Raw genomic sequence first — 24480 nt, forward strand, 5'->3', positions numbered from 1 at the left:
GAGCGAGGCGGCCGACACCATCCTGGCAGCCGGTCCCGGACCAGCCGGTTCAAGACTCACAGAGCCGGTAGTTGTCGCGGTTGCGGAAGCCGCGGGCGAGGCGGCGGTGGAGTTCGATGATGCCGTTCACTGCTTCGGTGCCGCCGTTGTTCGCCCGGCTGGTGGTGAAGTAGGCCAGGAACGCGGCTCGCCAGCGGCGGAGGGTGCGGCCGAGGCGGGCGATCTCGGGGATCGGGCAGGTGTGGAATGTGTCGACGACCTTCTCGGCGATCCGCCGCCCCTCGGCGAGGTCCTTCTGGTGGTAGGCGGAACGCAGTTGCTGGGCGCACTGCCATGCGACGAACACCTCGTCGTGCGCGGGGTCGGCCTCGATCGCTGCCGCGAGCCTGGTCCGCTGCTTCTCGGTGAGGTTCTCGGCGCCGGCGCGGAGGATGGTCTGGATCCCGTAGAGCGGGTCGCCGGTCCGACCGCGATGCCCGAGGGTGTCTTGCTGGACGCGGCGGCGGACCTCGTCGACGGCGGCGGTGCCGAGCTTGACGACGTGGAACGCGTCCAGCACGGCCGTGGCGTCTTCGAGCTTGTCGTCGATCGCGGTCTTGTAGCCGGCGAACGGGTCAAGAGCTGCGACCTTCACGTTCTGCCGGAACGCTTCGCCGCGTTCGGCGAGCCAGGACGCGTAGGCCTTCCCGGAGCGGCCGGGCACGAGGTCGAGCAGCCTCGCCCGCGTCTTTCCGGTGCTGTCGCGGCTGAGATCGACCATCCCGGTCAGCTCCTTCGGGCCGCGCTTTCGGGGGTCTGTGTGATGCCAGATGTGCTCATCGACGCCGAGGGTGGTGACGTTCTCGAACCGGGACTCGTCCTCAGCCAGTTTGACCAGCTCGGGCTCGACGGCCCGCCACACCGTCTTCCACGACGTTCCGAGCTGACGGGCGATACCGTGCACGGTGGCGTGCTCGCGGCGCAGCTGCCCGATCGCCCAGCCGACGGCGCGCGTGGTGATCGACCCGCGCCGGGCCACCAGACCCGGGAGCTGCTCCACGAACGTCCGTCGCACGCATCCCACCTCGTCGCACCGCCAGACCCGCTGCCGCCACACGATCCGCACCCGCGTCACGCCGGGCACATCGTGAAGCACCCGTCGGCGACGTCCGCGGCCGGTCGCGACGACCCCGCACGACGGGCAGCCGGTCGGTGCCGCCGGGCTCGAGACGGTCACGATCAGCAGCCCGTCACGGCGGTCAACGTCCTTGACATGGACCCCATCGAGGCCGAGCAGCAAGTCGCAGCGGGAACACGGGCAGGCGGCAGAGCACGCGTCAGCGCACCCCGAACTATCGTGAGACACGTCGAGGTCCTCGGTTGGAGCAGCAGTTGGAGCTACTGATCCTCGGGGACCTCGACCCCTACCCGCCGAACCTCACCCGGCGAGCCTCACCCCCACCGAATGTCCGAAGAGCCGGTTTAGGAGGACCGCCGTAATCGCTAGGGCACGCAGCGCTTGGATGTCCTTACGGAACCCGCCCTTCGCAGTTTGGCGCGCCAAACCAGCGTCGGCACCAGGATGGATTCGAACGCTCACGCGAGGAGGCGGTCAGACATCCGGCAGCGTCCGCTCGTCGCCGCGATCCGGGTAATGCACGGTATCCAGCGCGACGCGTCGAGCGAGTCGGGTGATCTGGATGTCCTGCTCACGCCGACGGCGGGCGGCGGTGAGAGCATTCGCAACGAAAACCACGATGAGACCGTAGAGGAGTAGATCGGTTCCGCGTCCGACGCCGACTGCGACGGCGACATCGTTGATGATCGTCGGAAAGATGACCGCGAGAACCGCCGCAACGAACAACAAAAGTAGCGCGATCGTACGAAGTGCCTGCCCACGCGCCGAGCCCGTGGGGCGCAGCAACACCACTGCAAATACGACGAAGGCTGCGATCAGCAGCACCTTGATGATGAGTTGATCCACGAAGCCGCCTTACTTAATGAACAGTTCGCTGAGGATGTTCACGGAGTTCCACATCGACTGCCCCTTTGCACGGGAGTACTCAGTGTAGAGAATCTGCACGGGCTGCTCGGCATAGCGCAGATGCTCGACACCAATCTGAGCGACAATCTCGCTCGCGTGAGCCATCCGGTTTTGGGTAATGCGAATCCTCGTTGCCGCGGTGCGATTCAGTGCACGCAACCCGTTGTGCGCATCAGTTAGCTTCACTCCTGTTGAGACTCGTTCAAACAGAACCGCGAGGCGCAGCACAAGCCGCTTCATGGCGCTCGCGTTGGTCCCTGCAGCGAGGAATCGCGACCCCACGACGATGTCCAGCGGCTCCGAGCGCAGACGCTCCACCATGGCGAGCGCGTCCTCGACGCGGTGCTGACCATCAGAATCGAAGGTGACGAAGTAGCGGGCGCCAGCTTGCTCGAGCGCGAACTCGAGACCGGTTTGCAGCGCTGCGCCCTGGCCGAGGTTGATCGGGTGCCTGATTACGACCGCACCACCAGCCAACGCCTCGGTGACCGACTCATCCCTACTGCCGTCATCCACGCACACAACATTCGGGAAAACCCCACGAACGCCAAGAACAACCTCGCGTACGACGGCAGCCTCGTTGTACAGGGGTATGACAACCCAGGTGTCGGCGTTGGGCGACGGCATGGATGATTCCTCGGGGCAGATATCGGGAGACTTGGGGAGATTCTAGTGATGCTGAGCCGGGAGATCCCTGCGCGCTGCGGGCAAGGCGTTCGACCGGAGGGAGTAGAGTCTCAGTTTCAGCGAATTCGCGCGAGTAGCGCCCCTCGAAAGCAATCCATGACCTCGGCACGTGACATCAGCGACGGTATCTGCGCGTATCTGCAGGGCGGCTTTGGGAATCAGCTCTTCATCCTGGCTGCGGCTTGGCAGCAGGCAGACCGTCTCAGTTGCCCTCTCTACATCGATGCTTCGCGGTTTCTCGCGGGTGACCCGCTCGAGCGGGCCAAGGAGACTCCGCGTGATTACGAACTATCAGGTCTAGAGGGACGCGGGATCCTGATCGAAGCGGACTCTCCGTGGTATCGCAACTCACCCCGCAGGCCAGCCGTCATTCGCCGGACAGGCCGTAGTTCGCGGCACCTCAAGGTGTGGCGACAACCAACATTCGGATATCACGAGGAGGTGAACCTCGTCACTCCAGGGACCACCCTGCTTGGCTACTTCCAGTCACCTCGATACTTCGACCGCGTCGCCGAGCAACTAGCAACGACGCTAGAGGAAGCCGTCCTGAGCGACGAGGAGTCCCGATGGCTCCGCCCATTTGAACACGAGGCCGCCATCACCGCGCACGTGAGAAGAGGTGACTACCTGAACCCGCAGACGGCGCTGCACCACGGAATCGCCAGCGGCGCCTATTTCACCCGGGCGATTGCAACGTTGCGGGCGCTGGCCGCACCCACTTCACATATTCGCGTGTTCTCCGATTCGCCCGAAATGGCTCGCCGCGAACTATCTCATCTCGGAGACGTGAGCTTCGTCGACGAGCCGAGCAACCTCAGAGGTCTCGCGACCATACGTGCGATGAGTCGAGGTACGGCGTTCGCGATGAGTAACTCATCCTTCAGTTGGTGGGCCGCCTGGCTGCTTACGCGAAGGAAGCCGACTGCTCCCGTCGTTGCACCTCGACCATGGCGAGCGGATGGACAGAGCGGCCACGATCAACTGCTCCCCGAATGGCTGACGCTAGACGCTCGCTGATAAGCTATACATCACGCCGGAAGGCGCGCACGAAGGCGGATCCGAGGTGTAACGCATGGTCATACCAGCGCCTCCCGTCGGCCGCGGCCGGAAGGCAGCCATGAGCGTCAGTACGGCCACGAGCACCGTCTACCTACTTGGCGCACAGTTTCTGCGCAACCTCGGTCCGCTGATCATTCTCCTGCTTCTGGCTCGATTGACCACACCCGAGACCGTCGGGACTTACTCGCTCTCACTGGCTCTGGTAACCCCGTTCTTTGTCTTCGCCCAGCTCGGCATGCGGACGGTTACGCTCACGCTGCAGCCGGAAGCCCGATTCCGCCACTACACGCTCGTGCAAGCGACTGCCGCTGCGGGCGCCCTGGTGGCCGCGCTCATTTTCGGGTCACTGGCCTCGGCAGTGGCAGTCCTGATCCTTGCGTGCGCGGGTCTGTCAAAGGTGTCCGATAATTTCGCCGATTTCGTGTCCGGATCACTGCAGCGGCACGACCGGGCGCGCACGGTTTTTGTCGGCAGCCTCCTCTCTGCGGCACTCGTATCGATTACGACGGCCGTCGTCATCTACGCCACACGAAACCTCACCGCGAGCCTCACGGCGCTCGCGGTGTCATCGCTCATCTGCACTTATGTGCTCCTCTTCCGTCCCGCTCGAAGGGTGACTGCGGGAGCGGAGGACAGCGTGTCGTACCATGCTCCCGAAGCTGGCGAGATTCGACGCATCGTACTCGCAGGCCTTCCCTTGGGCGTTGCGATGTCTCTGATGTCGTTGATTTCCACGGCGCCTCAGTACATAGTGACGAGTGCCTTTGGTGAGGCCGAGACGGCGCGACTAGCGGTTCTCTTGTACATCTATGCGTTGGCGGACATCGTGACAGGGGTGGTCTCGCAGGCCTGGATTCCACAGGCCCAGCGACTCGAGCTGCACACTCACCGAAGCGCGCGTTTGCTGGCGGTGACGGCACGTCACGCGGGCTCGTGGACGATAGCTTACGTCCCGATAACAGCTGTTGGCCTGATCCTCGCATCTGTCCTGATTCCGCTCGTGTTCGGCCCTACCTACACCCTGTCGCTCCTCGAGGCGGTTCCTCTCGGCTTCGCGGTGGTTCTTCTCCCGGCCGCGCATTTCCTAGCCACCGCCGTCGCTATCCGAAACGACTACGCGCACACGCTGACACTGGCGGTGGGCTCCACCGCGCTTTCGCTGGCCGCGTGCATCGTGCTTATTCCGTCGATGGGCTTGGCCGGGGCCTTCTGGGCCGTCATGGTTGCCGTCGCGTCGCGAGCTGCCCTGGCGGCCGTCATCCTTGCGCTGCGGGGGCGGAAGGAGACTCGGCGGTGACACCCACTGTCAGCGTGATCATCCCCACCAACCGAGTGGACTCGTGGCTCGATGAAGCCGTGCAATCAGCATTGGACAGCTCCGATGTCAGCATTGAAGTGATCGTCGTCATCAACGGCCCGGCGTCCTTTGAGCCGAGGTCGTGGACCGCGGATCCACGCGTCGTTCTCGTCCACGAGCGGTCGCGGCTCGGGCCGACGCGCGCGATGATTGAGGGCGTCGCGCGCGCGAGGGGAGAATTCGTCGCGCGTCTTGATGCCGACGACCGCATGCTCCCACTCCGCCTCTCAGAACAGGTCGCGCGATTGCGCGCGCAGCCGACAGCCCCCTTGGTCGGCACGGCGACCAGCAGGATCACACCCGAAGGGGAGCCCGCGGGCAACATCAGGATGCCATCCGGCGACGACGTGCGACGTCACCTCGTGCTTTTTAACTGCATCCCTCACTCATCCGTGATGCTGCGTCGCTCGGCACTTGAGGAGGTAGGGGGATACGACGAATCGCTGGAGCAGATGGAGGACTATGACCTCATCCTGCGATTGTCCGTCCTCGGACCGGTGCCGGTGCTCACGTCCCTGCTCACGGAGTACCGCATCCATCCCGGCCAACTCAGCCGCGGCGCAACCCCTTACGGGCTACACATCCAGCGTATCTCGGTTGCGCGCCGCACACTTGGTCGCGCGCTCGGAATGAACCGGCTCTCGGTTGCTGCCCGCGACGCCCTCTGGCGCGCGGCGCAGTACGCGCGCTACCACCGGGTTACGAGACCTGGGCACGAATATTGATTCCCGCCGAAAGGACGCAATCCTTGCGCATCGCCTTCATCGTGAACAATTACCCACCGCGCGCGGGCGGCGTCGAGTTCCACGTTCAATCGCTAGCACGCGAGCTCGCTGCCCTGGGCCACTCAGTTCATGTATACACACTCGGGCCTGATACAGGAACGCGCCGCGACGGCGCCGTCGTTGTCACTACGTTGACCGAGCGTTGGCGTATCGGGGACACGCTCGGGTTTCCGCCGCTCGGCTCGACTCGACGCCTCGCGCGTGCCCTGCGCGACGAGAGAGTGGACATCGTGTCGGTCCACACCCGGTTCTTTCCAGTCACTGCTATCGGGGTTCGCGCGGCGCGGCGAGCGCGAGTAGTAGTGGTGCACACCGAGCACGGAAGCGGCCATGTCGTTACTGACTCACCCTTGATCCGAGTCGCCAGTCGGTTGGTCGACCTTACCGTCGGACGATGGGTGCTGCGGCGGGCGGATCGTGTGCTGGCGGTCTCCGAATCCGTGGCCGCGTTTGTGATGCGCTTAGCGAGCGTGGAGGCACGAGTGTTCTACAACGCGATCGACGTCTCCACCGCAGATGACCCAGTGCGCATCCACGACGTGAATCGTGTCGTGTTCGTGGGAAGGCTAGTCCCAGGTAAGGGTTGGGATGTGTTTCTGGAGGCTGTGGCTGCTCTTCGAACGCTGGGCGTCGCCGTCGCAGCCGACGTCGTCGGCGACGGGCCGGATATGCCCGACCTCCAACGAGCAATTGGAAGGCTCGGCTTGAAGGACGTCGTTGTCGTGCACGGACGAGTCTCGCAACCCGCGGTCCGAGCGACTCTGCGCGGAGCAACCCTCGTCAATCCGACCATCCTGGCCGAGGGGTTTCAGACGACCTTGCTCGAGTCCATCGCCGAGTCTGGACGAGTCGTCACATTCGACGTCCCCGGCGCGAAAACGCTCCAAGACCGCGGAGCGCCGATCCGCGTCACTAGCAATGCAGATTCAAACGAACTGCTAGACGTGCTCCGTGACACCGTGGGCACTGAATGGGTACCCGCCTCGGACGCCTTGATCGCCGATTGGTTGTGGCCAACGCGAGCGCATGAGTATGCCGAGATCTGTCGTGCGGCACTTGAAGCGACGGCCGTACCGACTCGATAGTGTCGTCTTACACCCATTGTCAGCCCCATCGCCCGACGTAACCCACTCAGGAGGCAAGAGCGCATGCGTGTACTCGTCACCGGAGGCGCCGGCTTCATCGGCTCCCACACGGTCGTCAAACTGATCGAGGCTGGTCATGAGCCAATCATTGTCGACAGCTTCATAAACAGCAGTCCCGTCGTTATCGACCGGATCGAACAGATCACCGGTCGTCGCCCGTCGTTGCACGCCATCGATTTAACCGACCGCGGCGATACGGATCGTGCGGTCTCGGAGGCTGCCCCAGATGCCGTGATTCACTTCGCCGGCCTGAAGGCCGTCGGGGAGAGCGTGTCCGAGCCCTTGCGCTACTACCGCAACAACATTGTCTCAACCCTCAATCTGGTCGACGCCATGGAGAGTGCCGGGGTGCGCCGGCTCGTCTTCTCGTCATCCGCAACCGTCTATGGAGACCGGCGTGTTCCTCCCTTCCGGGAGGACGCGGACCTCCTCGAGGCCACCAATCCATATGGCCAAACGAAGGTAATGATCGAGCGCATCCTTTCGGATCTTTCGCGTGCGGCGGCGAACTGGGATATCGCTCTACTGCGGTACTTCAACCCAGTCGGCGCGCACCCGTCGGGCCTCATCGGCGAAAACCCGCGCGGCATTCCAAACAATATCGCGCCGTACATCACCCAGGTAGCGGTCGGCCGGCTCCCCGAACTTTCGGTGTACGGCGGTGACTACGCAACCGCCGACGGAACCGGTGCGCGCGATTACATCCATGTGCAGGATCTTGCCGACGGCCACATCACAGCGCTGACCACACTGGACCAGGCTCGCGGTCTGCGCATCTGGAACCTTGGGACTGGCGTCGCGACGACGGTCCTCGAGCTTGTCGATGCATTCGAGCGCGCGTCCGGAACGAAGATCCCATACACCATCATCGAACGTCGCGCTGGAGACATCGCGAGCGCGTGGGCCGACCCGACACTGGCGCAGGAACAGATGGGCTGGTCCGCTCGCCTAACTCTGGACGACATGGCCCGCGACGCGTGGCATTGGCAGCAACTCAACCCTCACGGTTTCGACGCTCCGTCCAGCTAACAGCCAACCACGCGATACAGCTTCGCCTGACCTTGCTGGTCGACCAACTCAAGCGCCGGCGATACGTCCAGGCTGGTTAAGCCCGGATAGACGTGCGACGCTCCGTGGATCTCCTGTGTTCCGAAGTCGAGCACGTAGTCGACCCCCGTCTGGAGTAGTGCCGCGCACGTTGCACTCCCTGGCGTTGCTACGTTCAACGTGCTGAGCACTTCGTCCTCCGCCGCTGACGTGGTCGTGAACATATGCGGTAGCACGACCCGCCGATCGGCGAGAGCATACGCGAGCGCCGTGCCGGTCCAGGGACTGCCGACGATGACGGCATCGGCCGGAACGTTTTCGTCCAATCGGTCGATAAGAGCAAGCTCGTCGGATGTGATCAAGCGAGCCGACGGAGAAGTGCGGTAGGACTCTGCAGCCCGCTCCACTGCGGCGGGCACCGGACTGATCGTCGGCAACTGCGTCGTTACGCAGACCGCCGCAAGAAGGGCAACCGGCACCGCTCGCCTAACCAGCCGAGGGGCCTTCCGCGCGCGGTCACGAGTCCACTGACGAGAGCGGATCCACACCCACGTCGCGCCAGCTCCGTATGCACCAAGAGGAACCGCAAGGAGCGGAAGAAGCGCTGCGAGGCGGGGGCGATTGTTGTACCAACTGCCAGTGAGCGCGTCCCGCAAGTGAGGATACGGCAGCGCCGTCACCACGATGTAGAGGACGACCGCTACGGCCAGCATCGCGACGGTGACCGTCGCGACCGGGCGACGACGCACCAGAGCCCAGGCCACCCCACAGATGACTAAGAACACGCCAGCTATCGCGGGCACTTCGTACCAGACTGCACCCGTGAGCACCTCTGCGACGGCACCGCGCACGCGCAACTCGATGGGCCAGTCCCTCCCGCTGCTCGGCCGAAGGACCATCAACAAGACGAAGCCCACCGCCAAGTAAGCGAGCAATGCACCGACCACGCCAACGCGCGTGGCCCAACCGCGCGCACGGTTGAGCGCTCGAACGCACAGAAGCGTGGCGATAGGCACCGTGAAAGCCATCCACGCGACGAACGCGCCCGGATGTGCGAGAAGAACGCCGGGGATGATCCCTAGGAGAAGCAGCCAGCTCTGCCACGTGGGCATCGACGGGTGTCTTGAACCAACTTTGACCGCTCTGAGCGTGACGGCAAGCGTAGCGGGCACCAACGCAACGCCGAGCTGGTAGGGGTAGAGAACGCCGTAGTCCATCATCAGCAGCGGGAAGGTGGGAAATGCGGCGGCGAGGACTCCGCTGGACAGCAGCACCGCACGATTCAGCCCGAAGAGTTGCCGAGTAAGCAGCACAGTGCCGGCTGGCCAGATGACGGCGCTGATGACCAACGTCATAGCATTTACTGCGACTCTGGAATCCGTACCGCTCAACTGCGCGACGAGCGACACGACATCGTGCCAGGCAGCGGGGTAGAACGCAGCAGTGCCTGAGTGGTCGGTTAAGTGGCCGACCCAGAGCGAGGATGCGTTACCGGTGTCGAGGATGAAGCGAACAACGTTTAGGTGGAAGACGTTGTCGAATGTGTTGGAGAAGTTCTCAGGTGACCCGATCGCTCCCAGGATTTGCCACGCGATGATGACCGCCGGGATCACGAGGGCCACCGCGATACGTGGCCCTGCAGCTCCCGAGACGGGCATCACGGCCCCATAACGCCGTGCGACTAGCCACACCACGGCGCCCGTAATCCCGGCCAGCGCAAGAACTGGCAGTATCGACCATGAAACTCCGGCAAGGGGCGCGATAATCGCGGCGCCGCCTACGAGCGGCACAGCGATGACCGGAGCGGTGGCGTACAGCCACAGTCCCCGAAGACCTAATCCCCAGCCGACGACACCGCCGACCGTGAGTAGGGTCGCCACCAACACGGTCGCAGCCCAGGCGAGTTCCCACCACACGTCCAGCGCATCCTCCCGGCGAGGGGGTAGTTCACCTCAGCCGCGGGATACCCTAGCGGAATCTCCCCGAGAAACCTCTGCCACCGCGGGCCGACGCTCAGGTTGCGGCGTTCCTCGCCGAGTAGGCTTGAGTGGCGCTGGTGAAAATGCGCTGCCGCGGGGACCCCCGAACACCCGTGATGTATCCCGAGTATTGAGGTTTCCTAAGTGTCTGACTACCGCGAACGCGTCAGTATCGTCATTCGGACGAAGAACCGTGGCGACCTTCTCCGGCGCGCGCTCGACGACGTCCTCGCCCAGACCTGCACGGACTGGCACGTTGTCCTGGTGAACGACGGCGGCGCCACCGCACCCGTCGATCAGCTCGTAGCCGAGCGCGAAGGCGCGTTCAAGGGGCGGCTCGAAGTTCTACATGTCGAAGGCGGTTCTGGCTCCATGGAGGCTGCCGCCAATCTCGGCGCCCAGCGTGCGCGGGGGGAGTTTGTGGTTATCCATGATGACGACGACACGTGGGCGCCAACCTTTCTCGACACGATGATCAGTGCTTTGGAAGCAGATCCTGAAGCAGTCGCCGCAACGGCACGCACGGAGATCATCTTTGAAAGGCTACAGAGTGGGGTGTACGTGGAGACCGGCCGTGCGCCCTTCGTTCCACCGGCAGAGATGGTGTCGCTCTACGATCTTCTGCAGACGAACCGTTTTGTCCCCATTTCCTTGCTGATCCGGCGTGCTGTATACGACGAGATCGGTTGGTACGACCCCACTCTGCGCGCCGTCGGGGACTGGGAGTTCAACCTTCGACTCATTCGTCACGGCCGAGTGATATTCGTTGGTGAAAGACCTCTGGCTTTCTGGCACCAACGACCCCATGCCACTGGCGCGGCGTCCAACAGTGTCTTTGGCGAAAGCGTGGAACACCTCCAGTTCGACCGTTTGGTCCGGGACCGCGAGATCAGCGACTACATCGACCGCAACGGGATCGGCGGCTTGCTTTATCTGTCTCGGTACATCGAAGAGACAGCCAGGTACTATTCCCTCCAGCAAACAGTCCGCCGCGCGCTCGCTCGTTTCAAACAGAAACTACGTCCACGCCGTTTCGGTCGCTGAGCAAATCCACTCTCCACCTCAATCGTCTTATAGAGAGGTCCTTTAACACCGTGTCGCAACGCGTTGCAGCCGTCGTCGTCACCTTCAACCGCCTGGAGAAGCTGAAGACCGTTCTCGCCCGGCTAGACGCACAAACCACGCCCCCGGAGTGGATCGTCATCGTAGACAATGCCTCTTCGGACGGCACCGATGCGTACCTATCCGGGCTCAACGACTCGCATTTGGAGATCGTGCGACTGGAGACCAACACCGGAGGCGCAGGCGGATTCGCCACTGGCATCAAGCACGCTTATGACCTCGGCGCTGATCTCTTCTGGCTGATGGACGACGATTGCTATCCTGAAGCGTCTGCCCTGGAAGCTCTCGTCGCGGGCCATGCCGAGGCCATGACCGCGATGCCCGGCGGCGTTCCGTTCGCATGCTCGCTCGTACACTTCGGTGATGACGAACTCGCCGAGATGAACATCGCGGCTCCAGATTGGAAATGGGCCCGGCTTTGGGTCACAGGTCAGCGTGCGATTCTGGTCCAGACCTGCTCCTTCGTCTCTGCTTTGTATACGCGGCAGACGGTCGAACGGATCGGCCTTCCTCTACGCGAGTACTTCATTTGGTTCGACGATGCGGCGTACGCACGCATGGCCAGCGTGGGTGTCGGACCAGGAGTGTGCGTGCTTGACAGCAAGGTAGTCCACGACACGCCCGACAACATCGCGGGCGACTTCTCGCGCATCGATGAGCGGAGTCTCTGGAAGTTCGCGTATGGAGCACGTAATGAGGCATCGTTCCACCTCCACCACGAGTCGTTGATCTCGTACCTGCGCTTCTTCGCTCGAGTTGAGATTCTTATGCATCGCGGACGGCTGCCGTGGCGCATCCGCCGCCACATTACGGGACGCCTGTTGGCTGCCATAGCTTTCAATCCCCGCGCTGAGATGGTCGGCAAGACTCCGGCGAAGGACTGACACACATGCGAACGCCCGCCACAGCCGACCAACTCACGGCACCGGGACGAACCCGCGGACTCGTCGACATCTTCACACGAAGCCACCTCCTATCGCTCATCGTGCGCAAGGAGATCCAGATCCGCTACCGCGGGTCTCTCTTCGGATGGCTGTGGTCATATGTAAAGCCGCTCGTACAGTTCGTTGTGTTTTACGTGGCTCTCGGGGTGTTCCTGTCGATGAATAGGGCCATCGACTACTACGCGATATACATCCTGGCGGGCATCACCATTGTGACGTTCTTCAACGAGGCGATTTCTAACAGCACGCGGTCGCTGGTCGACAACGCCGCGCTCATCAAGAAGATCTATCTCCCCCGCGAGATGTTCCCGGTTTCGAGCATGCTCGTCGCTCTCGTAAACACGCTGCCTCAAGTAGTTGTTGTTGTGGCCATCGCGATCTTCTTCGGTTGGGCGCCGTCGTTCCTGCAGATCGCCGCCCTCTTGCTCGCCGTCATCATCGTGGCCGTCTTGGCGGTAGGACTGGGCCTCCTGTTCGGTGCCATAAACGTGGTGTTTCGGGACGCTCAGAGCTTCGTCGAGATCATTGTCATGTGCGCAATATGGGCCTCTCCCGTGATGTACCGCTGGGAGATGGTCGCTGCGGCTGCACCTGACTGGCTCTACACCGTCTACCGTCTGAACCCCGTAACCATGGCTGTGGAGCTTTTTCACTATGGCATCTGGGAGCCGCTAGACCCTCGAAGTTCGCCGCCGATCGACGACCTCTGGTCATTTTCTGGCTACGCCTTAGCGACGTCCGTCATTCTTCTCATTGTTGGCCAGTTCGTATTCCGTCGCTTGGAGGGTCGATTTGCACAGGACCTCTGATTCGGCTGTGCGTCCTCGCATCGTCGTACGAGAAGCCCACAAACGCTTCAGGTTGCGCCACACACACTCGATGAAGGAAACCTTCATCGCCGCCCTCAAGCGAAAGCCGCTCACCGAGGACTTCTACGCTCTCGACGGCGTGAGTCTGACGATTGACGAGGGCGAGTCAGTCGCGTTGCTCGGCTTCAACGGATCGGGCAAGTCGACGATGTTGAAGCTCATTTCAGGCGTTCTCACACCCGACAGTGGCGAGGTCCTTACTCGTGGCCGCGTTGCGGGACTGATCGAGGTCGGCGCGGGGTTCCATCCCGACCTCTCCGGCAGGGAGAACATCTACCTAAATGCGGCGATCCTCGGCATGACGCGCGAGGAAACCGACGCTCGGTTCGACGCGATCGTGGCCTTCAGCGAGATCGAACAGTTTATCGACACGGAGGTGAAGCACTACTCCTCCGGCATGTTCCTTCGCCTTGCGTTTGCAGTTGCGATTCACACGGAACTCGACGTCCTGCTGATCGACGAGATCCTTGCCGTCGGCGACGAGCCCTTCCAGAAGAAGTGCCTCGCACGTATCCGGGAACTCCACAGGGATGGCAAGACTCTGGTGGTTGTCTCCCATGACCTCGGGATGGTTTCGCGCCTATGCACTCGCGGCATCGTCTTGAAAGACGGCAAGGTGGTGTTCGACGGACCTTCCACCGAGGCGGTCCGAGCACTCCGAGATCTCTCGCGATCGCCCTTCGTGGACATCGAACGGTCCCACCCATATTTTGATGAGATCGTCGATCTCGTACAATCAGGCGTTCTCCCTGCCTACACGGCGACAACGGGACAGACGGAGTTCCGCCCGGACGAAGCCGTAGATCTGAGAGCGGTCGAGCGTGTCCTGCGCGCTCACTTCGATCAGACTGCGAGTAGCGAGCGAGATCTCGCGGCGCAGGATCCGCTTGTGGCGGCCGCCGAGAGCGTCCGGCCCTTCAACGTCACGGGAGAGCCGATCTCCCGAGCCGCGTTCGCCAGCTACATATATGCAATCGCAGGCCGACCGCGTCCAGGCGGCCCGATCCCATTCAGTGATGTTTCCGCGGACGCACCACAAGCCGAGGCAATCGCATGGCTCTTCTATTCGGATGTTGCCCGCGGCTGGGAAGATCCGCTTGGTCCCCCAGCCTTCCGCCCCAACCAACCGATGACTCGCGAGTCACTCGTAATCATGATGAAGAGGATCCGCGAGTTGGGATTGCACGACTGACGAATGCTTCTCATTCCTCGAGGATTTGCTTGAAGCGGTGGAGAAAGGCCGCCATTACGTCGCGCGATACAGTCTGGAACGGGCGATACTCACTCCGAGTTTCCGAGACAGACCACCCGGAACTGATACCGCTCGAAGCCATCCACGCGATCTCCCGATAGAAGGAACCATCCACCGCGACGTCAACGAAAGCGGGAGATCCGGACGGGCTGGATTCTGGCGAGCCTGCCATGCGATAGAGGAACGCCGCCATCACGTCGCGAGAGACGGGCTGGGCAGGCCGAAATACTCTTGTCGCGCCCTCTTGCCAGCCCTCGCTAATGCCTTCCGCGGCGAGCCAACTGATCTCCTTGTAGAACACCTGTCCAACCTGAACGTCTGCAAATGGTGAGATCGACGGGGCCGAAAAATCGGGGGAACCCGCGAGCCTATAGAGGAAGGCGGCCATAACGTCACGGGTGACCGACTCGAAGGGGCGGTACACGCGAGTGCGGTCGCCTACTTCCCAGCCTTGCGTGATGCCAGCCGAAGCCAGCCACGCAATGTCATTGGCAAATACGCTGTACGTCGCGAGGGAGGTCATGGACGCAACATCCGTGAACGGGTTGAGATAGTTGTACATCCGGCGCAGGAACGCGGCCATTACGTCCCTCGTCACCGGCGCAGCAGGTCGGAACGCTCGCCCCGCAGCCTCATCCCATCCGCTGCTAATCCCCGCCGCCGCAAGCCAAGAAATCGATCTGTAGGAGGGTGACGATACCGCAACATCAATGAATGGCGACTGCGCAGCCGCGGCGTGGGGCGGCTGACCGGCAAGGTCGTAGAGAAACCCCGCCATGTCTTCGCGCGTGACCGGCTCACTCGGACGGAACCTCTCGTCGGACGAAAGCGAGGGAGAGTTGATAGTCAGCCATGCAATCTCTTTGTAGAACACATCGGCCGGAGAGACGTCGGCGAAGGGAGACACGGATGGCGGGCTGAACGACGGGGATCCAGCTAAGCGGTACAAGAACGCTGCCATGACGTCACGAGTAACGCTCTGCGTGGGGAGGTACTCCTGGTACCCCGGCGCTAACCGCCAGCCCTGCGAAATGCCGGAGTTGAACATCCAGACGATGTCGCTCGAGAACACGCTGAACCAGGTGGAGTTGGCATCCGACGAAACGTCAACGAATGGCGTATCCGTCTGGGGATACTGCGCGGACCCGAACCACGCCGTGAAGTAGTTGTAGAAGTTGCGGTTGCCGTAGCTGGAGCACCCATCGCCCAGGCCGTAACCTGCCGCGAGTGCGGCCGCATTCGGCTGGTACGGGGTGTAGCTGTACAGCGCTGCCGTCGCGTAGTTCTGGATGTTCAGGTAGGTGCCACCGCAAGATTCGGTTGGGCTGTAGCCAACGTAGTTGCGACCCGGCTGCTTCGCGAACTTAGCCGCCTTGTACGTCTTCAGCTGCTGCGTCCCCTTGAGGATCTGGGGACCGACTCCCGCGAAGGCCGGGTCGCACGGCGCGGTGTCGGGGCAGGAAGCGCCCATGGCGGCCTTGAGGTTCCAGTCCGACGGCTCCTTACTCGTCGTCAGGCCCTGTTCCTTCTGCAGCGTTACGAGGATGACCTTTGCGGAAATACCGCAGGCCACCTGCACCCGATAGATGAGCTCCGAAACCTTCATCGAACCACCTTGGATGGCGGAACAGATGAGATTTCCCGTGGACTGCGAATACACCGCATCCCGAGAGGAGATTCCGGTCGTCAGTACGTTCAGGCACTTGCCGTTTCGACAAGTACCGATCTTCGAATCGAGGAAAGTCTGGATCTCCGCCGACGTCATCGCATTGCCGTCATAGAACAGCGCGTCGGAGATGATGTTCTCGGGGTTGAAGCCGACCACGGCCGCGGCTTTCACCATTCCGGTGTCCGCCAGGGAGCCTCCGCCTACAGCTGTCGTGGCATCAGTCGTTGCGCCGGGCGCCGCAATTGCGGGGTTCGCAGCGATGAGCGACCCTATCAGCGCGATTGACGCCACAATCGCCGCGACAGCCGTGCGTGGCGCTGTCCAGACTGCACGACGGGGGGCTTGGCTTCGGGGGACCATGGGACCATTGTGACGGAAGTAATCTGCTGTTACCACCTAACCGCCGCCCGACACGCCAAAGACACGCCGATCGAAGCGACCTCAGAGGTCCGCGTGCAGCTGCCAGACGCGCTCCGCGGCGCCCAGCCACGAGAACGCGCGGCCCCGGTCACCGGCCAGCACGGCGTAGCGCTCGACGGCCGCGGTCGACCCGAGCACCTCTGCCAGCCCTGCCGCGATGTCGCCGACCACTCCCCCATCGAGCACGACTTCGCGGTGTGATTCCGACTCCGCCGCCACGACGGGAACGCCGACGGCGAGCGCCTCCACCACGCGCCACGGGAACGCCGTCAACTCCGACGGTGCCACCAGCGCCACAGCGGCGCCCAGTACCGCGGCCCGATCGGCATCCTCCAGCGCACCGCGCACGTGCACCCGCTCCTGTGCGACGCCCGCCGCGGCGGCCAGATCGAGCACCGCCGGCTCGTCCCCCTCGGGCGCGCCCAGCACGACGACCGGCAGATCCGCGCCCGCCGCAGCGATGGCCGCGAAGCCCGCCGCAAGTCCCGCCGACGGAGCCGACGAGCCGGACATCACGACGCACCCGTCCGGCACGGTCAGCGCCCGCCGACGCCCCACCTCGTCGGTCGGCACTCGGAACCCTGCCGGCGCCGCCCCCGAGATCACGCGGATCCGATCCCCGAAACCACCGAGCTCCGCCACCCGAGACGCCGCGGCATGGGTCGGCACGACGACCGCATCGGCGTGCTTCGCGGCCCGCTTGAGCATCGCCTTGTGCCAGGTCACCGCGCCCCGTGCGAGCTCCGCGGGGCGCTCCCACGCGTCCAGATCCCACAGGGTCACGACGGTCTGATCGTGATCGTGCACCCGATCGTGCTTGACGAGCGGCGCGAGCAGCGTCGGAGAGTGGATCATCCCGCCCCCGACCCCGGGCGCGACACCCAGCTGCCATGACGCGGCGAGCTCCCGCCGCGCGAGCGGCATCCGCGCAAGCGAGGCCAACCCCGGCACCGCGCCCTCCACCGTCCCGGCGACATCCGCGCCCGACGGGACGATCGCCGCCACCTCGCACCCGCTCGGCGTCGACGCCACCAGCGCCCGCGCAAGCTCCCCCGACGCCATCGCCAAATCGGCATCCGTCGGGGACACCACCTGATCCAGCACGACCCGCAACACGGCTGACACGGCTCAGCCCTCCGGGGTGGGCGTCGGCGACGGCGGATACAGCGCCTGCTGGATGAGCTCCCGCACGTGCGCATACGCCTCCGGCGTCGGCTCGTCGGTGTCGATCCCCGCGCCGTCGAGCGTCAGCTCCAGCGTCTGCACGGGCTGGTCCTTCGCCTTCACGGCCAGGTTCACGAAGAAGCCCAGCAGCGACGACGGAATGTCCGTCTGCACGAGGTCCTCCCCCGCCGCCGCGACCTCCTGGAAGCGCGTCAGCACGTTCGCCGGGTTCGCCTGCGCGAGGATCGCCTGCTGCAGTTCTCGCTGCCGCCGCATCCGATCGGCGTCGCTCGTCGTGTACCGCGACCGTGCGTACCACTGCGCCGTGTCGCCGTCCATGTGCTGCGGCCCGGCCTCGATCCAGCCGATCGCCCAATCCTCGGCGCTCTGCCCGTCATACGCGGGACCGCCGCCCTTCGGCAGCCGCTCCTGCACCGTGATGTCCACCCCGCCGAGCGCGTCGACGATGTCCGCGAACCCCTTCATGTCGACGAAGGCATAGTACGGAATCTCGATCCCGAGGATTCCTTCCGCGGCATCCTTCGTCGCCTCGATCGCCGGCGTGGAACTGTTCGCCGCGGCATCCGGATACAGACCCGCGCCACGATCCTCGCGACAGACCTCCACCGCGTTCATCAGCTGATTGATCCCGGGACCCCAGCCACACGTCTGCGAGATGTGCCCCTCGAGCCCGTCGGGATACAGATCCTGCATCGGCCCCGCCGAGAACGGCACGTGCGCGAGATCGCGCGGGATGCCGGTGATGTGCACCGCCCCGGTATCGGCATTCACCGACACCACGGAGATGCTGTCGAACCGCATCGAATCGCGCCCAAGGCCACTGTCGGCCCCCAGCAGCAGGATGTTGTAGTACCCGTTGGACGGCGGCACCGGCGGCGCGTTGTTCGTGAAGATGGATGCCAGGGCCTCCCGCGCGGGCGCGAGAAGCTGCTGCGCGGCGTAGACAGCGCCGCCCGACCCGAGGACGAGCCCCAGGATCGCCGTCACCGCGACAAGCGGACGCGCCCCCGGCCGTGTCTTCACCAGCCGCACGAGCCGCAGCGTGTCGACGGTCAGCACGACCCACAGCACGGCGTACGCCAGCAGCACGAGCTGCACCACGAGGAGGACGAACCCGTTGACGCCCAGGTCGACGATCAGCGTCGGCCACACCAGCGCCGCGACGAGCGTCAGCACGACCAGCACCCACATCACGAGGGTCGCGGCCAGCCCGACCCGGCCGAGCCGACGGTTGCCCGCGAGCACCTGAGCAGAACCGGGCACGAGGAAGTTCATCGCGACGAGCCACCACGCCCGCCGTGTCATCACCTTCGGCGAGCGCGTGTCGGGGCGCCGGATCGGCTGCTCGCCCAGGATCACCCCAGCATCCGCTCCCCGTGCAGGCGCCGGCGGACGGGGCGGAGCCGACACGCTCACAGCGAGTCCTTCAGGCGGCGGTTCTTCTCCTCGACCTGCTCCTCGAGCGCCCGGGCGTACTGCTCGACGCGATCGGCGAGGCGATCGTCGGCGGCACCGAGGATGCGCGCGGCCAGCAGTCCGGCGTTCTTCGCGCCGTTGATCGAAACGGTCGCCACGGGGATGCCGGCGGGCATCTGCACGATGCTCAGCAGCGAATCGAGCCCGTCGAGGGTCGCCAGCTGCACCGGGACGCCGATCACCGGCAGCGCCGTCACCGACGCCAGCATGCCCGGCAGATGCGCGGCGCCGCCGGCACCGGCGATGATCACCTTCAGGCCACGCTCACGCGCCTCACGCCCGTAGCGCAGCAGCTTGTCGGGAGTGCGGTGCGCCGAGACGACCTCGACCTCGTGCGCGATCGTGAACTCGCTGAGCACCTGCGACGCGTCACTCATGACGCGCCAGTCCGAATCCGATCCCATGACGACGCCGACGAGAGGGGATGCCGAGGAATGCAGGAGCCGTGTCACCCGACAAGGTTAGGGCGGCAGGCTGGAAGATCGCCGGAGCGGCGCGCGGCGCGGGACGGGTCACGCCGTTTCGTCTCGGTCGCTGGCGCTCCCTCGCGGGGCGACCAGCGGGGCGGGTCACGCCGTGTCGTCTCGGTCGCTGGCGCTCCCTCGCGGGGCGACCAGCGGGGCGGGTCACGCCGTGTCGTCTCGGTCGCTGGCGCTCCCTCGCGGGGCGACCAGAACGGGGGTCAGTCGGCGAAGAAGGCGGCGGCGGCGCGGGCTTCGTAGACGACGGCGTCCAGATCGTCGCCGACGGCGTTGACGTGGCCCACCTTGCGACCTGGCCGCGGTGCCTTGCCGTACGTGTGCACCTTCACCGCCGGATGTGCCTCGAGAACGGCGGGGAACCGGCTCTCGAGCGTGCCGTCCGCGGGACCGCCCAGGATGTTCACCATCACCGACCACGGCTGCCGCGGCGCAGGATCGCCGAGCGGCAGGTCGAGCACGGCGCGCACATGCTGCTCGAACTGTCCCGTCACGGCCCCGTCCTGCCCCCAGTGCCCGCTGTTGTGCGGACGCATCGCCAGCTCGTTCACCAGCAGCCGGTCATCGGTGGTCTGGAACAGCTCCACCGCCAGCATCCCCGTCACACCCAGCCCTTCCGCAATCGCAGTGCCGATGGATGCCGCCACCTCCGTCAGCCGCGTCGACCCGTGCGGTGCGGGCGCGATGACCTCGGCGCACACCCCGTCGCGCTGCACCGTCTCGACGACCGGATAGGCGACGAGCTGACCCGACGGCCGCCGCGCCACCTGCTGCGCGAGCTCGCGCGTGAAGTCCACCAGTTCCTCGGCGAGCAGTTCGCCGCCGTCGAACCAGTCGGCGACTTCCTCGGGGTCCGCGACGACGCGCACGCCCTTGCCGTCGTACCCCCCGCGCGGCGTCTTCACGACAGCCCGCCCGCCGTGCTCGTCGAGGAAGGACTGCAGGCCCGCGGCATCCGTCACCCTCGCCCACTCCGGCTGCGGCATGCCGAGCCCGGCCAGCCGCGCCCGCATGAGCAGCTTGTCCTGCGCGAACTGCAGCGCATCCGGACCGGGATGAACCCGGACCCCGTCCGCGACGAGGGCTCGCAGCACCTCCTGCGGCACGTGCTCGTGGTCGAAGGTCAGCACGTCGACGCCCCGCGCGAACGCGCGCACCGTCTCGAGGTCGCGGTAATCGCCGGTCGCGGTCGCCGCCAGCGCCGCGGCCATGCCGGGCTCCTCGGCGAGCACGCGCACGTCGACGCCGAGCTCCACCGCCGGAGCGATCATCATTCGGGCCAGCTGCCCGCCCCCGACGATCCCGAGTGTCAGCGCCATACGTGCTCCCTTTCGTCACCCCCATCCTCCCAGGTCTGCAGGCGGGATACCGCGCCATCCCCCGCGAGAGAACAACTGCGCGCCGAGAGCACGGGCAACACCCGTTCCCTCGGCGGGCAGTTGTTCTTTCGGCGCGTGAGCGTCGCGGCCGAACCTCGCCGGGCGGGCCGGCACAGGCGAGGCGGATGCCGGTGCCGGCGGCGCGGATCAGGGAAGCGGCGGCGGATCGCCGATGACCGGGATGCTGTGCGAATCGCGGTGGGCGAGGATCTGGCTCACCTCGACCTGGTCGCTGAGCACTTCGTGCACGAGCCGCACGGCCGGGATGTTCGCCATCCGCAGCGGCTCGTCCACACCGTTGGACAGGGTGAGCGTGCCCGCTCCCCACATCCGCTGCAGCGGCCCGCGACGCTCGGAGATCGTGTACCCGCGGGCGTGCAGCAGCTCGCGCCGGTTCCGGCCGAACAGGCCCGCCTGCGCGATCACCCGTCGCGTCGTGACGGTGTAGGTGTGACCGAGCCATCGCAGGTACGGCAGCACCACCAGCAGCAGCACGACGGCACCGGCCACAGCCCACAGCATCCAGTCCTCGAAAGGCTCGGGCAGGTTGTCGGTGAAGTACCCGACCGCCGCGGCGGCGGCTACGAGCACGAGAGCCGACCAGAACAGTCGGCGCGCGTGCGGCCGCACGCGCGCGATGCGCAACTCGGGCGTCGCGGCGCCCGGAGCAGGGGCCGCGGGGCGGCCCGGGTACGCCATCGGCTGGGTCACCCCACCATTGTGGCGGCAGATGGGTCACGACCGCCGGATCCCGCCGGGCGCGGCGTGCCCGCGTCGGCAACGCGCCCGCAGGTCAGCGCACGTGCACCACGTCGCCGGCGGACACGACGGCTTCGACCCCGTCGGCCGAGACGACGAGCCGCCCGTCGGCGTCGAGGCGCACCGCCGTGCCGTGCAGCGTCGTGCCGTCCGGCAGCGACACCGTGACCCTTGCGCCGAGCGTCGCGCAGTGCGCGGCCACGTCGTCGGCGACCGCCGCCGAGCCGTCGACGGCCAGGCGCGCGATGCCGTCGCGCAGACCGGTGAGGAAATCGGCGAGCAGCCGGTCTTCGTCCGCGGTCGCCCCGAGCGCGGCGAACGACGTCGCGGTCGGCACCGGGAGATCCACCTTCGCCATGGTCGTATTGACGCCCGCGCCCAGCACAACCGTGTGCGGGTCGGTCGGCAGCACCTCGGCGAGGATGCCGCTGATCTTCAGCCCCTGAACGAGCACATCGTTCGGCCACTTGAGCTGTACATCGCGACCCGCCCGCATCGACGGGAGCTGTGCGGCGACGGCATCCGCCATCGCCACTCCCGCGAGGAGCGGAATCCACCCGCGATCGCTCGTGGCGACGGCGCCCACCCGCAGCAGCACCGAGACGGCGAGCGCCGACCCGGGCGGGGTCGTCCAGGCGCGATCGAGCCGGCCCCGGCCCGCGCGCTGGTCGCGCGTGACCACCACGGACAGGTGCGGATGCCCGTCGGGGTCCTCCGCGGCATCCCGCAGCAGCTTCGCGTTCGTCGAGTCCACCGTCTCGATCACGTGCACGCGGGGCGAGACGGCGGCGGACAGCGGGAATCCCTCAGACGGAATCGGCATGCCGCCACCCTACGCCGGGGGTGCAGACCGCGCGATCGAGTGGCATACCCCACAGCGGATCGCCGTTCCCGTTGTCGCAGGTCCCCAACCGCGCGCACGGCCCGCTCGCTAGGGTGGAATGCGTGCCACAGCAGCCCGACCAGCCCGCGCCGTCCGCCTCGTCCGACCAGCCGGACCTGTCCACGACCGCCGGCAAGATCGCCGACCTCCGCGCGCGCTACCAGGAGGCCGTCGTCGACGCCGAGGTCGTCGCCCGCGAGAAGCAGCACGCCAAGGGCAAGATGACCGCGCGCGAGCGGATCGAACTGCTCGTGGACCCGGGCTCGTTCGTCGAGCTCGACGAGTACGTGCGCCACCGCACGAGCGCCTTCGGCATGGACCGCTCCCGTCCGTACGGCGACTCGGTCGTCACCGGCGTCGGCACGATCCACGGCCGCACCGTCGCCGTCTACGCGCAGGACTTCACGACCTTCGGCGGATCGCTCGGCGAGGTCGCCGGCGACAAGATCATCAAAGTCATGGAGTTCGCCCTGCGCGGCGGCATGCCGATCATCGGCATCCTCGACTCGGGCGGCGCCCGCATTCAGGAGGGCGTCGTGGCCCTCGGCAAGTACGGCGAGATCTTCCGCCTGAACACCGCGGCATCCGGCGTCATCCCCCAGATCTCGATCATCATGGGTCCGGCCGCCGGCGGTGCGGTGTACTCCCCCGCCCTCACCGACTTCGTCGTCATGGTGGACAAGACGAGCCAGATGTTCGTCACCGGCCCCGACGTCATCAAGACCGTCACCGGTGAGGACGTCGGCATGGAGGAGCTCGGCGGCGCCTACACGCACAACACCCGCTCCGGCGTCGCGCACTACCTCGCCGAGGACGAGGACGACGCGATCGACTACGTCCGCACCATGGTCGGGTACCTCCCCGACAACAACATGGCCGAGATCCCGGTCTACGAGAACGGGTTCGAGTGGGAGACGACGGATGCCGATCGCGTGCTCAACTCCGTCATCCCCGACTCTCCGAACCAGCCGTACGACATCCACCAGGTGATCTCGCACATCGTCGACGACGGCGACTTCCTCGAGGTGCAGCCGCTGTTCGCGCCGAACATCGTCATCGGCCTGGGCCGCGTCGAGGGGCGCACCGTCGGCGTCATCGCCAACCAGCCGTCGCAGATGGCCGGCACGCTCAACATCGAGGCGGGCGAGAAGGCGAGCCGGTTCGTGCGGTTCTGCGACGCGTTCTCCATCCCGATCCTCACCCTCGTCGACGTGCCCGGCTACCTTCCCGGCACCGATCAGGAGTGGACGGGCGTCATCCGCCGCGGCGCGAAGCTGCTGTACGCGTATGCCGAGGCGACCGTGCCCCTCGTCACCGTGATCCTCCGCAAGGCGTACGGCGGGGCGTACATCGTCATGGGCTCCAAGCAGCTCGGCGCCGACGTCAACCTCGCCTGGCCCACCGCCGAGATCGCGGTCATGGGCGGGCAGGGCGCCGTCAACATCCTCTACCGCGGCGAGATCAAGCGCGCCGAGGAGTCCGGCGAAGACGTCGCGGCCGTCCGCGCGCGTCTCGCGAGCGAGTACACCTACAACGTCGCGTCGCCCTTCCTCGCGGCCGAGCGCGGCGAACTCGACGGCATCATCGAGCCGGCGCAGACGCGCGTCTCGGTGGCCAAGGCCCTGCGCGCACTCCGCGGAAAGCGGGCGAGCCTGCCCGCGAAGAAGCACGGGAACATCCCGCTGTGAGCCCGGCAGAGCAGCGCCCCGCAGGGGCCCCGACGTCGACCCCGGCACCGGATGCCGTGCGTCTCGACGTGCTGCGAGGGGACCCGACTCCCGAGGAGCTCGCCGCCGTCATCGCCGTCGTCACCGAAGCGTACGAACGCGAGGCGTCCGCCGCCGTCGCCGAAGAGGAGGCCCGCCCGTCCGCGTGGCAGGTCTCGGCGCGCGCGCTGCGCGCCCCGCTGCGGCGCGACGTCGCCTGGGGCCGCTTCGCCGGCTGAGCCCGTGCCCGGTGCG

Annotated in this window: 22 protein-coding genes and 1 pseudogene; 12 read left to right on the plus strand and 11 right to left on the minus strand. The window is 65.6% G+C overall.

The features are described from left to right. Positions 1–49 precede the first annotated feature (49 nt). The 3 genes from JOD60_RS15035 to JOD60_RS15045 form a co-directional block, all read right to left on the minus strand. Positions 50–1345 (minus strand): ISL3 family transposase, encoded by a 1296-nt coding sequence (locus tag JOD60_RS15035; protein ID WP_420811363.1) that lies wholly within the window; start codon positions 1343–1345, stop codon positions 50–52. A gap of 246 nt (positions 1346–1591) precedes the next feature. Then, a complete protein-coding gene (locus JOD60_RS15040) occupies positions 1592–1963 on the minus strand; it encodes a DUF2304 domain-containing protein (protein ID WP_076691419.1) in 372 nt (123 codons plus the stop codon). Between the two features lie 9 nt (positions 1964–1972). Further along, on the minus strand, positions 1973–2650 hold the full coding sequence (locus tag JOD60_RS15045; protein WP_076691420.1) for a glycosyltransferase family 2 protein: 678 nt from the start codon (positions 2648–2650) through the stop codon (positions 1973–1975). 156 nt (positions 2651–2806) lie between these two features. Between JOD60_RS15045 and JOD60_RS15050 the strand changes: the two genes are divergently transcribed. The 5 genes from JOD60_RS15050 (at position 2807) to galE (ending at position 8085) form a co-directional block, all read left to right on the plus strand. Beyond that, on the plus strand, positions 2807–3727 hold the full coding sequence (locus tag JOD60_RS15050) for an alpha-1,2-fucosyltransferase (protein ID WP_198159063.1): 921 nt from the start codon (positions 2807–2809) through the stop codon (positions 3725–3727). A 100-nt stretch (positions 3728–3827) separates the two neighbouring features. After that, on the plus strand, positions 3828–5066 hold the full coding sequence (locus tag JOD60_RS15055; RefSeq protein WP_076691422.1) for a lipopolysaccharide biosynthesis protein: 1239 nt from the start codon (positions 3828–3830) through the stop codon (positions 5064–5066). A 14-nt stretch (positions 5067–5080) separates the two neighbouring features. Further along, the gene (locus tag JOD60_RS15060) at positions 5081–5851 is read left to right on the plus strand and encodes a glycosyltransferase family 2 protein (protein WP_198159064.1); all 771 of its coding nucleotides are present in this window, start codon (positions 5081–5083) and stop codon (positions 5849–5851) included. 23 nt (positions 5852–5874) lie between these two features. Beyond that, a complete protein-coding gene (locus JOD60_RS15065) occupies positions 5875–6996 on the plus strand; it encodes a glycosyltransferase family 4 protein (protein WP_076692247.1) in 1122 nt (373 codons plus the stop codon). Positions 6997–7059: 63 nt separating this feature from the next. Then, on the plus strand, positions 7060–8085 hold the full coding sequence (gene galE / locus JOD60_RS15070) for a UDP-glucose 4-epimerase GalE (protein ID WP_076691424.1): 1026 nt from the start codon (positions 7060–7062) through the stop codon (positions 8083–8085). Here galE and JOD60_RS15075 read toward each other — a convergent pair. Next, positions 8082–10019 carry a DUF6541 family protein gene (locus JOD60_RS15075; RefSeq protein ID WP_076691425.1) on the minus strand — a complete coding sequence of 646 codons (1938 nt, stop codon included), beginning with the start codon at positions 10017–10019 and terminating at the stop codon, positions 8082–8084. The genes galE and JOD60_RS15075 overlap by 4 nt on opposite strands. Before the next feature lie 207 nt (positions 10020–10226). Between JOD60_RS15075 and JOD60_RS15080 the strand changes: the two genes are divergently transcribed. The 5 genes and pseudogenes from JOD60_RS15080 to JOD60_RS16865 all read left to right on the plus strand — a co-directional run bounded on the left by JOD60_RS15080 (position 10227) and on the right by JOD60_RS16865 (position 14209). Beyond that, entirely contained in the window at positions 10227–11126 is a 900-nt protein-coding gene (locus JOD60_RS15080) for a glycosyltransferase family 2 protein (RefSeq protein WP_076691426.1), read from the plus strand. Positions 11127–11176: 50 nt separating this feature from the next. Further along, positions 11177–12088: a glycosyltransferase gene (locus JOD60_RS15085; protein WP_076691427.1), complete on the plus strand. Its 912-nt coding sequence runs from the start codon at positions 11177–11179 to the stop codon at positions 12086–12088. Between the two features lie 101 nt (positions 12089–12189). After that, positions 12190–12957, plus strand: a complete 768-nt coding sequence (locus JOD60_RS15090) for an ABC transporter permease (RefSeq protein WP_307823876.1) — start codon at positions 12190–12192, stop codon at positions 12955–12957. 70 nt (positions 12958–13027) lie between these two features. Beyond that, positions 13028–13678, plus strand: a pseudogene (locus JOD60_RS16860) (ABC transporter ATP-binding protein); the annotation flags it as partial. 228 nt (positions 13679–13906) lie between these two features. After that, entirely contained in the window at positions 13907–14209 is a 303-nt protein-coding gene (locus JOD60_RS16865) for an S-layer homology domain-containing protein (RefSeq protein WP_232321789.1), read from the plus strand. A gap of 10 nt (positions 14210–14219) precedes the next feature. Here JOD60_RS16865 and JOD60_RS15100 read toward each other — a convergent pair whose 3' ends face one another. The 7 genes from JOD60_RS15100 to JOD60_RS15130 form a co-directional block, all read right to left on the minus strand. Further along, a complete protein-coding gene (locus tag JOD60_RS15100) occupies positions 14220–16112 on the minus strand; it encodes an S-layer homology domain-containing protein (protein WP_076691429.1) in 1893 nt (630 codons plus the stop codon). Positions 16113–16379: 267 nt separating this feature from the next. Beyond that, a complete protein-coding gene (locus JOD60_RS15105; RefSeq protein ID WP_076691430.1) occupies positions 16380–17483 on the minus strand; it encodes a glycosyltransferase in 1104 nt (367 codons plus the stop codon). Positions 17484–17486: 3 nt separating this feature from the next. Further along, positions 17487–18959 carry an LCP family protein gene (locus tag JOD60_RS15110; RefSeq protein WP_076691431.1) on the minus strand — a complete coding sequence of 491 codons (1473 nt, stop codon included), beginning with the start codon at positions 18957–18959 and terminating at the stop codon, positions 17487–17489. Beyond that, positions 18956–19423: a 5-(carboxyamino)imidazole ribonucleotide mutase gene (purE, locus tag JOD60_RS15115; protein ID WP_076691432.1), complete on the minus strand. Its 468-nt coding sequence runs from the start codon at positions 19421–19423 to the stop codon at positions 18956–18958. The genes JOD60_RS15110 and purE overlap by 4 nt, the downstream gene beginning before the upstream one ends. Before the next feature lie 278 nt (positions 19424–19701). Next, positions 19702–20817: a 5-(carboxyamino)imidazole ribonucleotide synthase gene (locus tag JOD60_RS15120; RefSeq protein ID WP_076691433.1), complete on the minus strand. Its 1116-nt coding sequence runs from the start codon at positions 20815–20817 to the stop codon at positions 19702–19704. Between the two features lie 207 nt (positions 20818–21024). Further along, positions 21025–21588 carry a PH domain-containing protein gene (locus JOD60_RS15125; protein WP_076691434.1) on the minus strand — a complete coding sequence of 188 codons (564 nt, stop codon included), beginning with the start codon at positions 21586–21588 and terminating at the stop codon, positions 21025–21027. A gap of 82 nt (positions 21589–21670) precedes the next feature. Next, entirely contained in the window at positions 21671–22459 is a 789-nt protein-coding gene (locus JOD60_RS15130) for a biotin--[acetyl-CoA-carboxylase] ligase (RefSeq protein WP_076691435.1), read from the minus strand. A gap of 122 nt (positions 22460–22581) precedes the next feature. Between JOD60_RS15130 and JOD60_RS15135 the strand changes: the two genes are divergently transcribed. Together JOD60_RS15135 and JOD60_RS15140 are read left to right on the plus strand one after the other, a co-directional pair. Next, positions 22582–24207 carry an acyl-CoA carboxylase subunit beta gene (locus JOD60_RS15135; RefSeq protein ID WP_076691436.1) on the plus strand — a complete coding sequence of 542 codons (1626 nt, stop codon included), beginning with the start codon at positions 22582–22584 and terminating at the stop codon, positions 24205–24207. Then, complete coding sequence (locus JOD60_RS15140; protein WP_076691437.1) at positions 24204–24464, plus strand: acyl-CoA carboxylase epsilon subunit; 261 nt, start codon at positions 24204–24206, stop codon at positions 24462–24464. Before JOD60_RS15135 ends, JOD60_RS15140 begins: the two co-directional genes overlap by 4 nt. Positions 24465–24480: the final 16 nt, after the last annotated feature.

The sequence above is a fragment of the Microbacterium aurum genome (genome assembly GCF_016907815.1).
Lineage (GTDB): Bacteria > Actinomycetota > Actinomycetes > Actinomycetales > Microbacteriaceae > Microbacterium > Microbacterium aurum.

What these genes read in the sequence shown, in the direction of transcription:
- JOD60_RS15045 (WP_076691420.1), bottom strand. Translation starts at nt 2,650, where the DNA reads ATGCCGTCGCCCAACGCCGACACCTGGGTTGTCATACCCCTGTACAAC.
- JOD60_RS15050 (WP_198159063.1), top strand. Translation starts at nt 2,807, where the DNA reads ATGACCTCGGCACGTGACATCAGCGACGGTATCTGCGCGTATCTGCAG.
- JOD60_RS15055 (WP_076691422.1), top strand. Translation starts at nt 3,828, where the DNA reads ATGAGCGTCAGTACGGCCACGAGCACCGTCTACCTACTTGGCGCACAG.
- galE (WP_076691424.1), top strand. Translation starts at nt 7,060, where the DNA reads ATGCGTGTACTCGTCACCGGAGGCGCCGGCTTCATCGGCTCCCACACG.
- JOD60_RS15100 (WP_076691429.1), bottom strand. Translation starts at nt 16,112, where the DNA reads ATGGTGAAAGCCGCGGCCGTGGTCGGCTTCAACCCCGAGAACATCATC.
- purE (WP_076691432.1), bottom strand. Translation starts at nt 19,423, where the DNA reads ATGGGATCGGATTCGGACTGGCGCGTCATGAGTGACGCGTCGCAGGTG.
- JOD60_RS15120 (WP_076691433.1), bottom strand. Translation starts at nt 20,817, where the DNA reads ATGGCGCTGACACTCGGGATCGTCGGGGGCGGGCAGCTGGCCCGAATG.
- JOD60_RS15130 (WP_076691435.1), bottom strand. Translation starts at nt 22,459, where the DNA reads ATGCCGATTCCGTCTGAGGGATTCCCGCTGTCCGCCGCCGTCTCGCCC.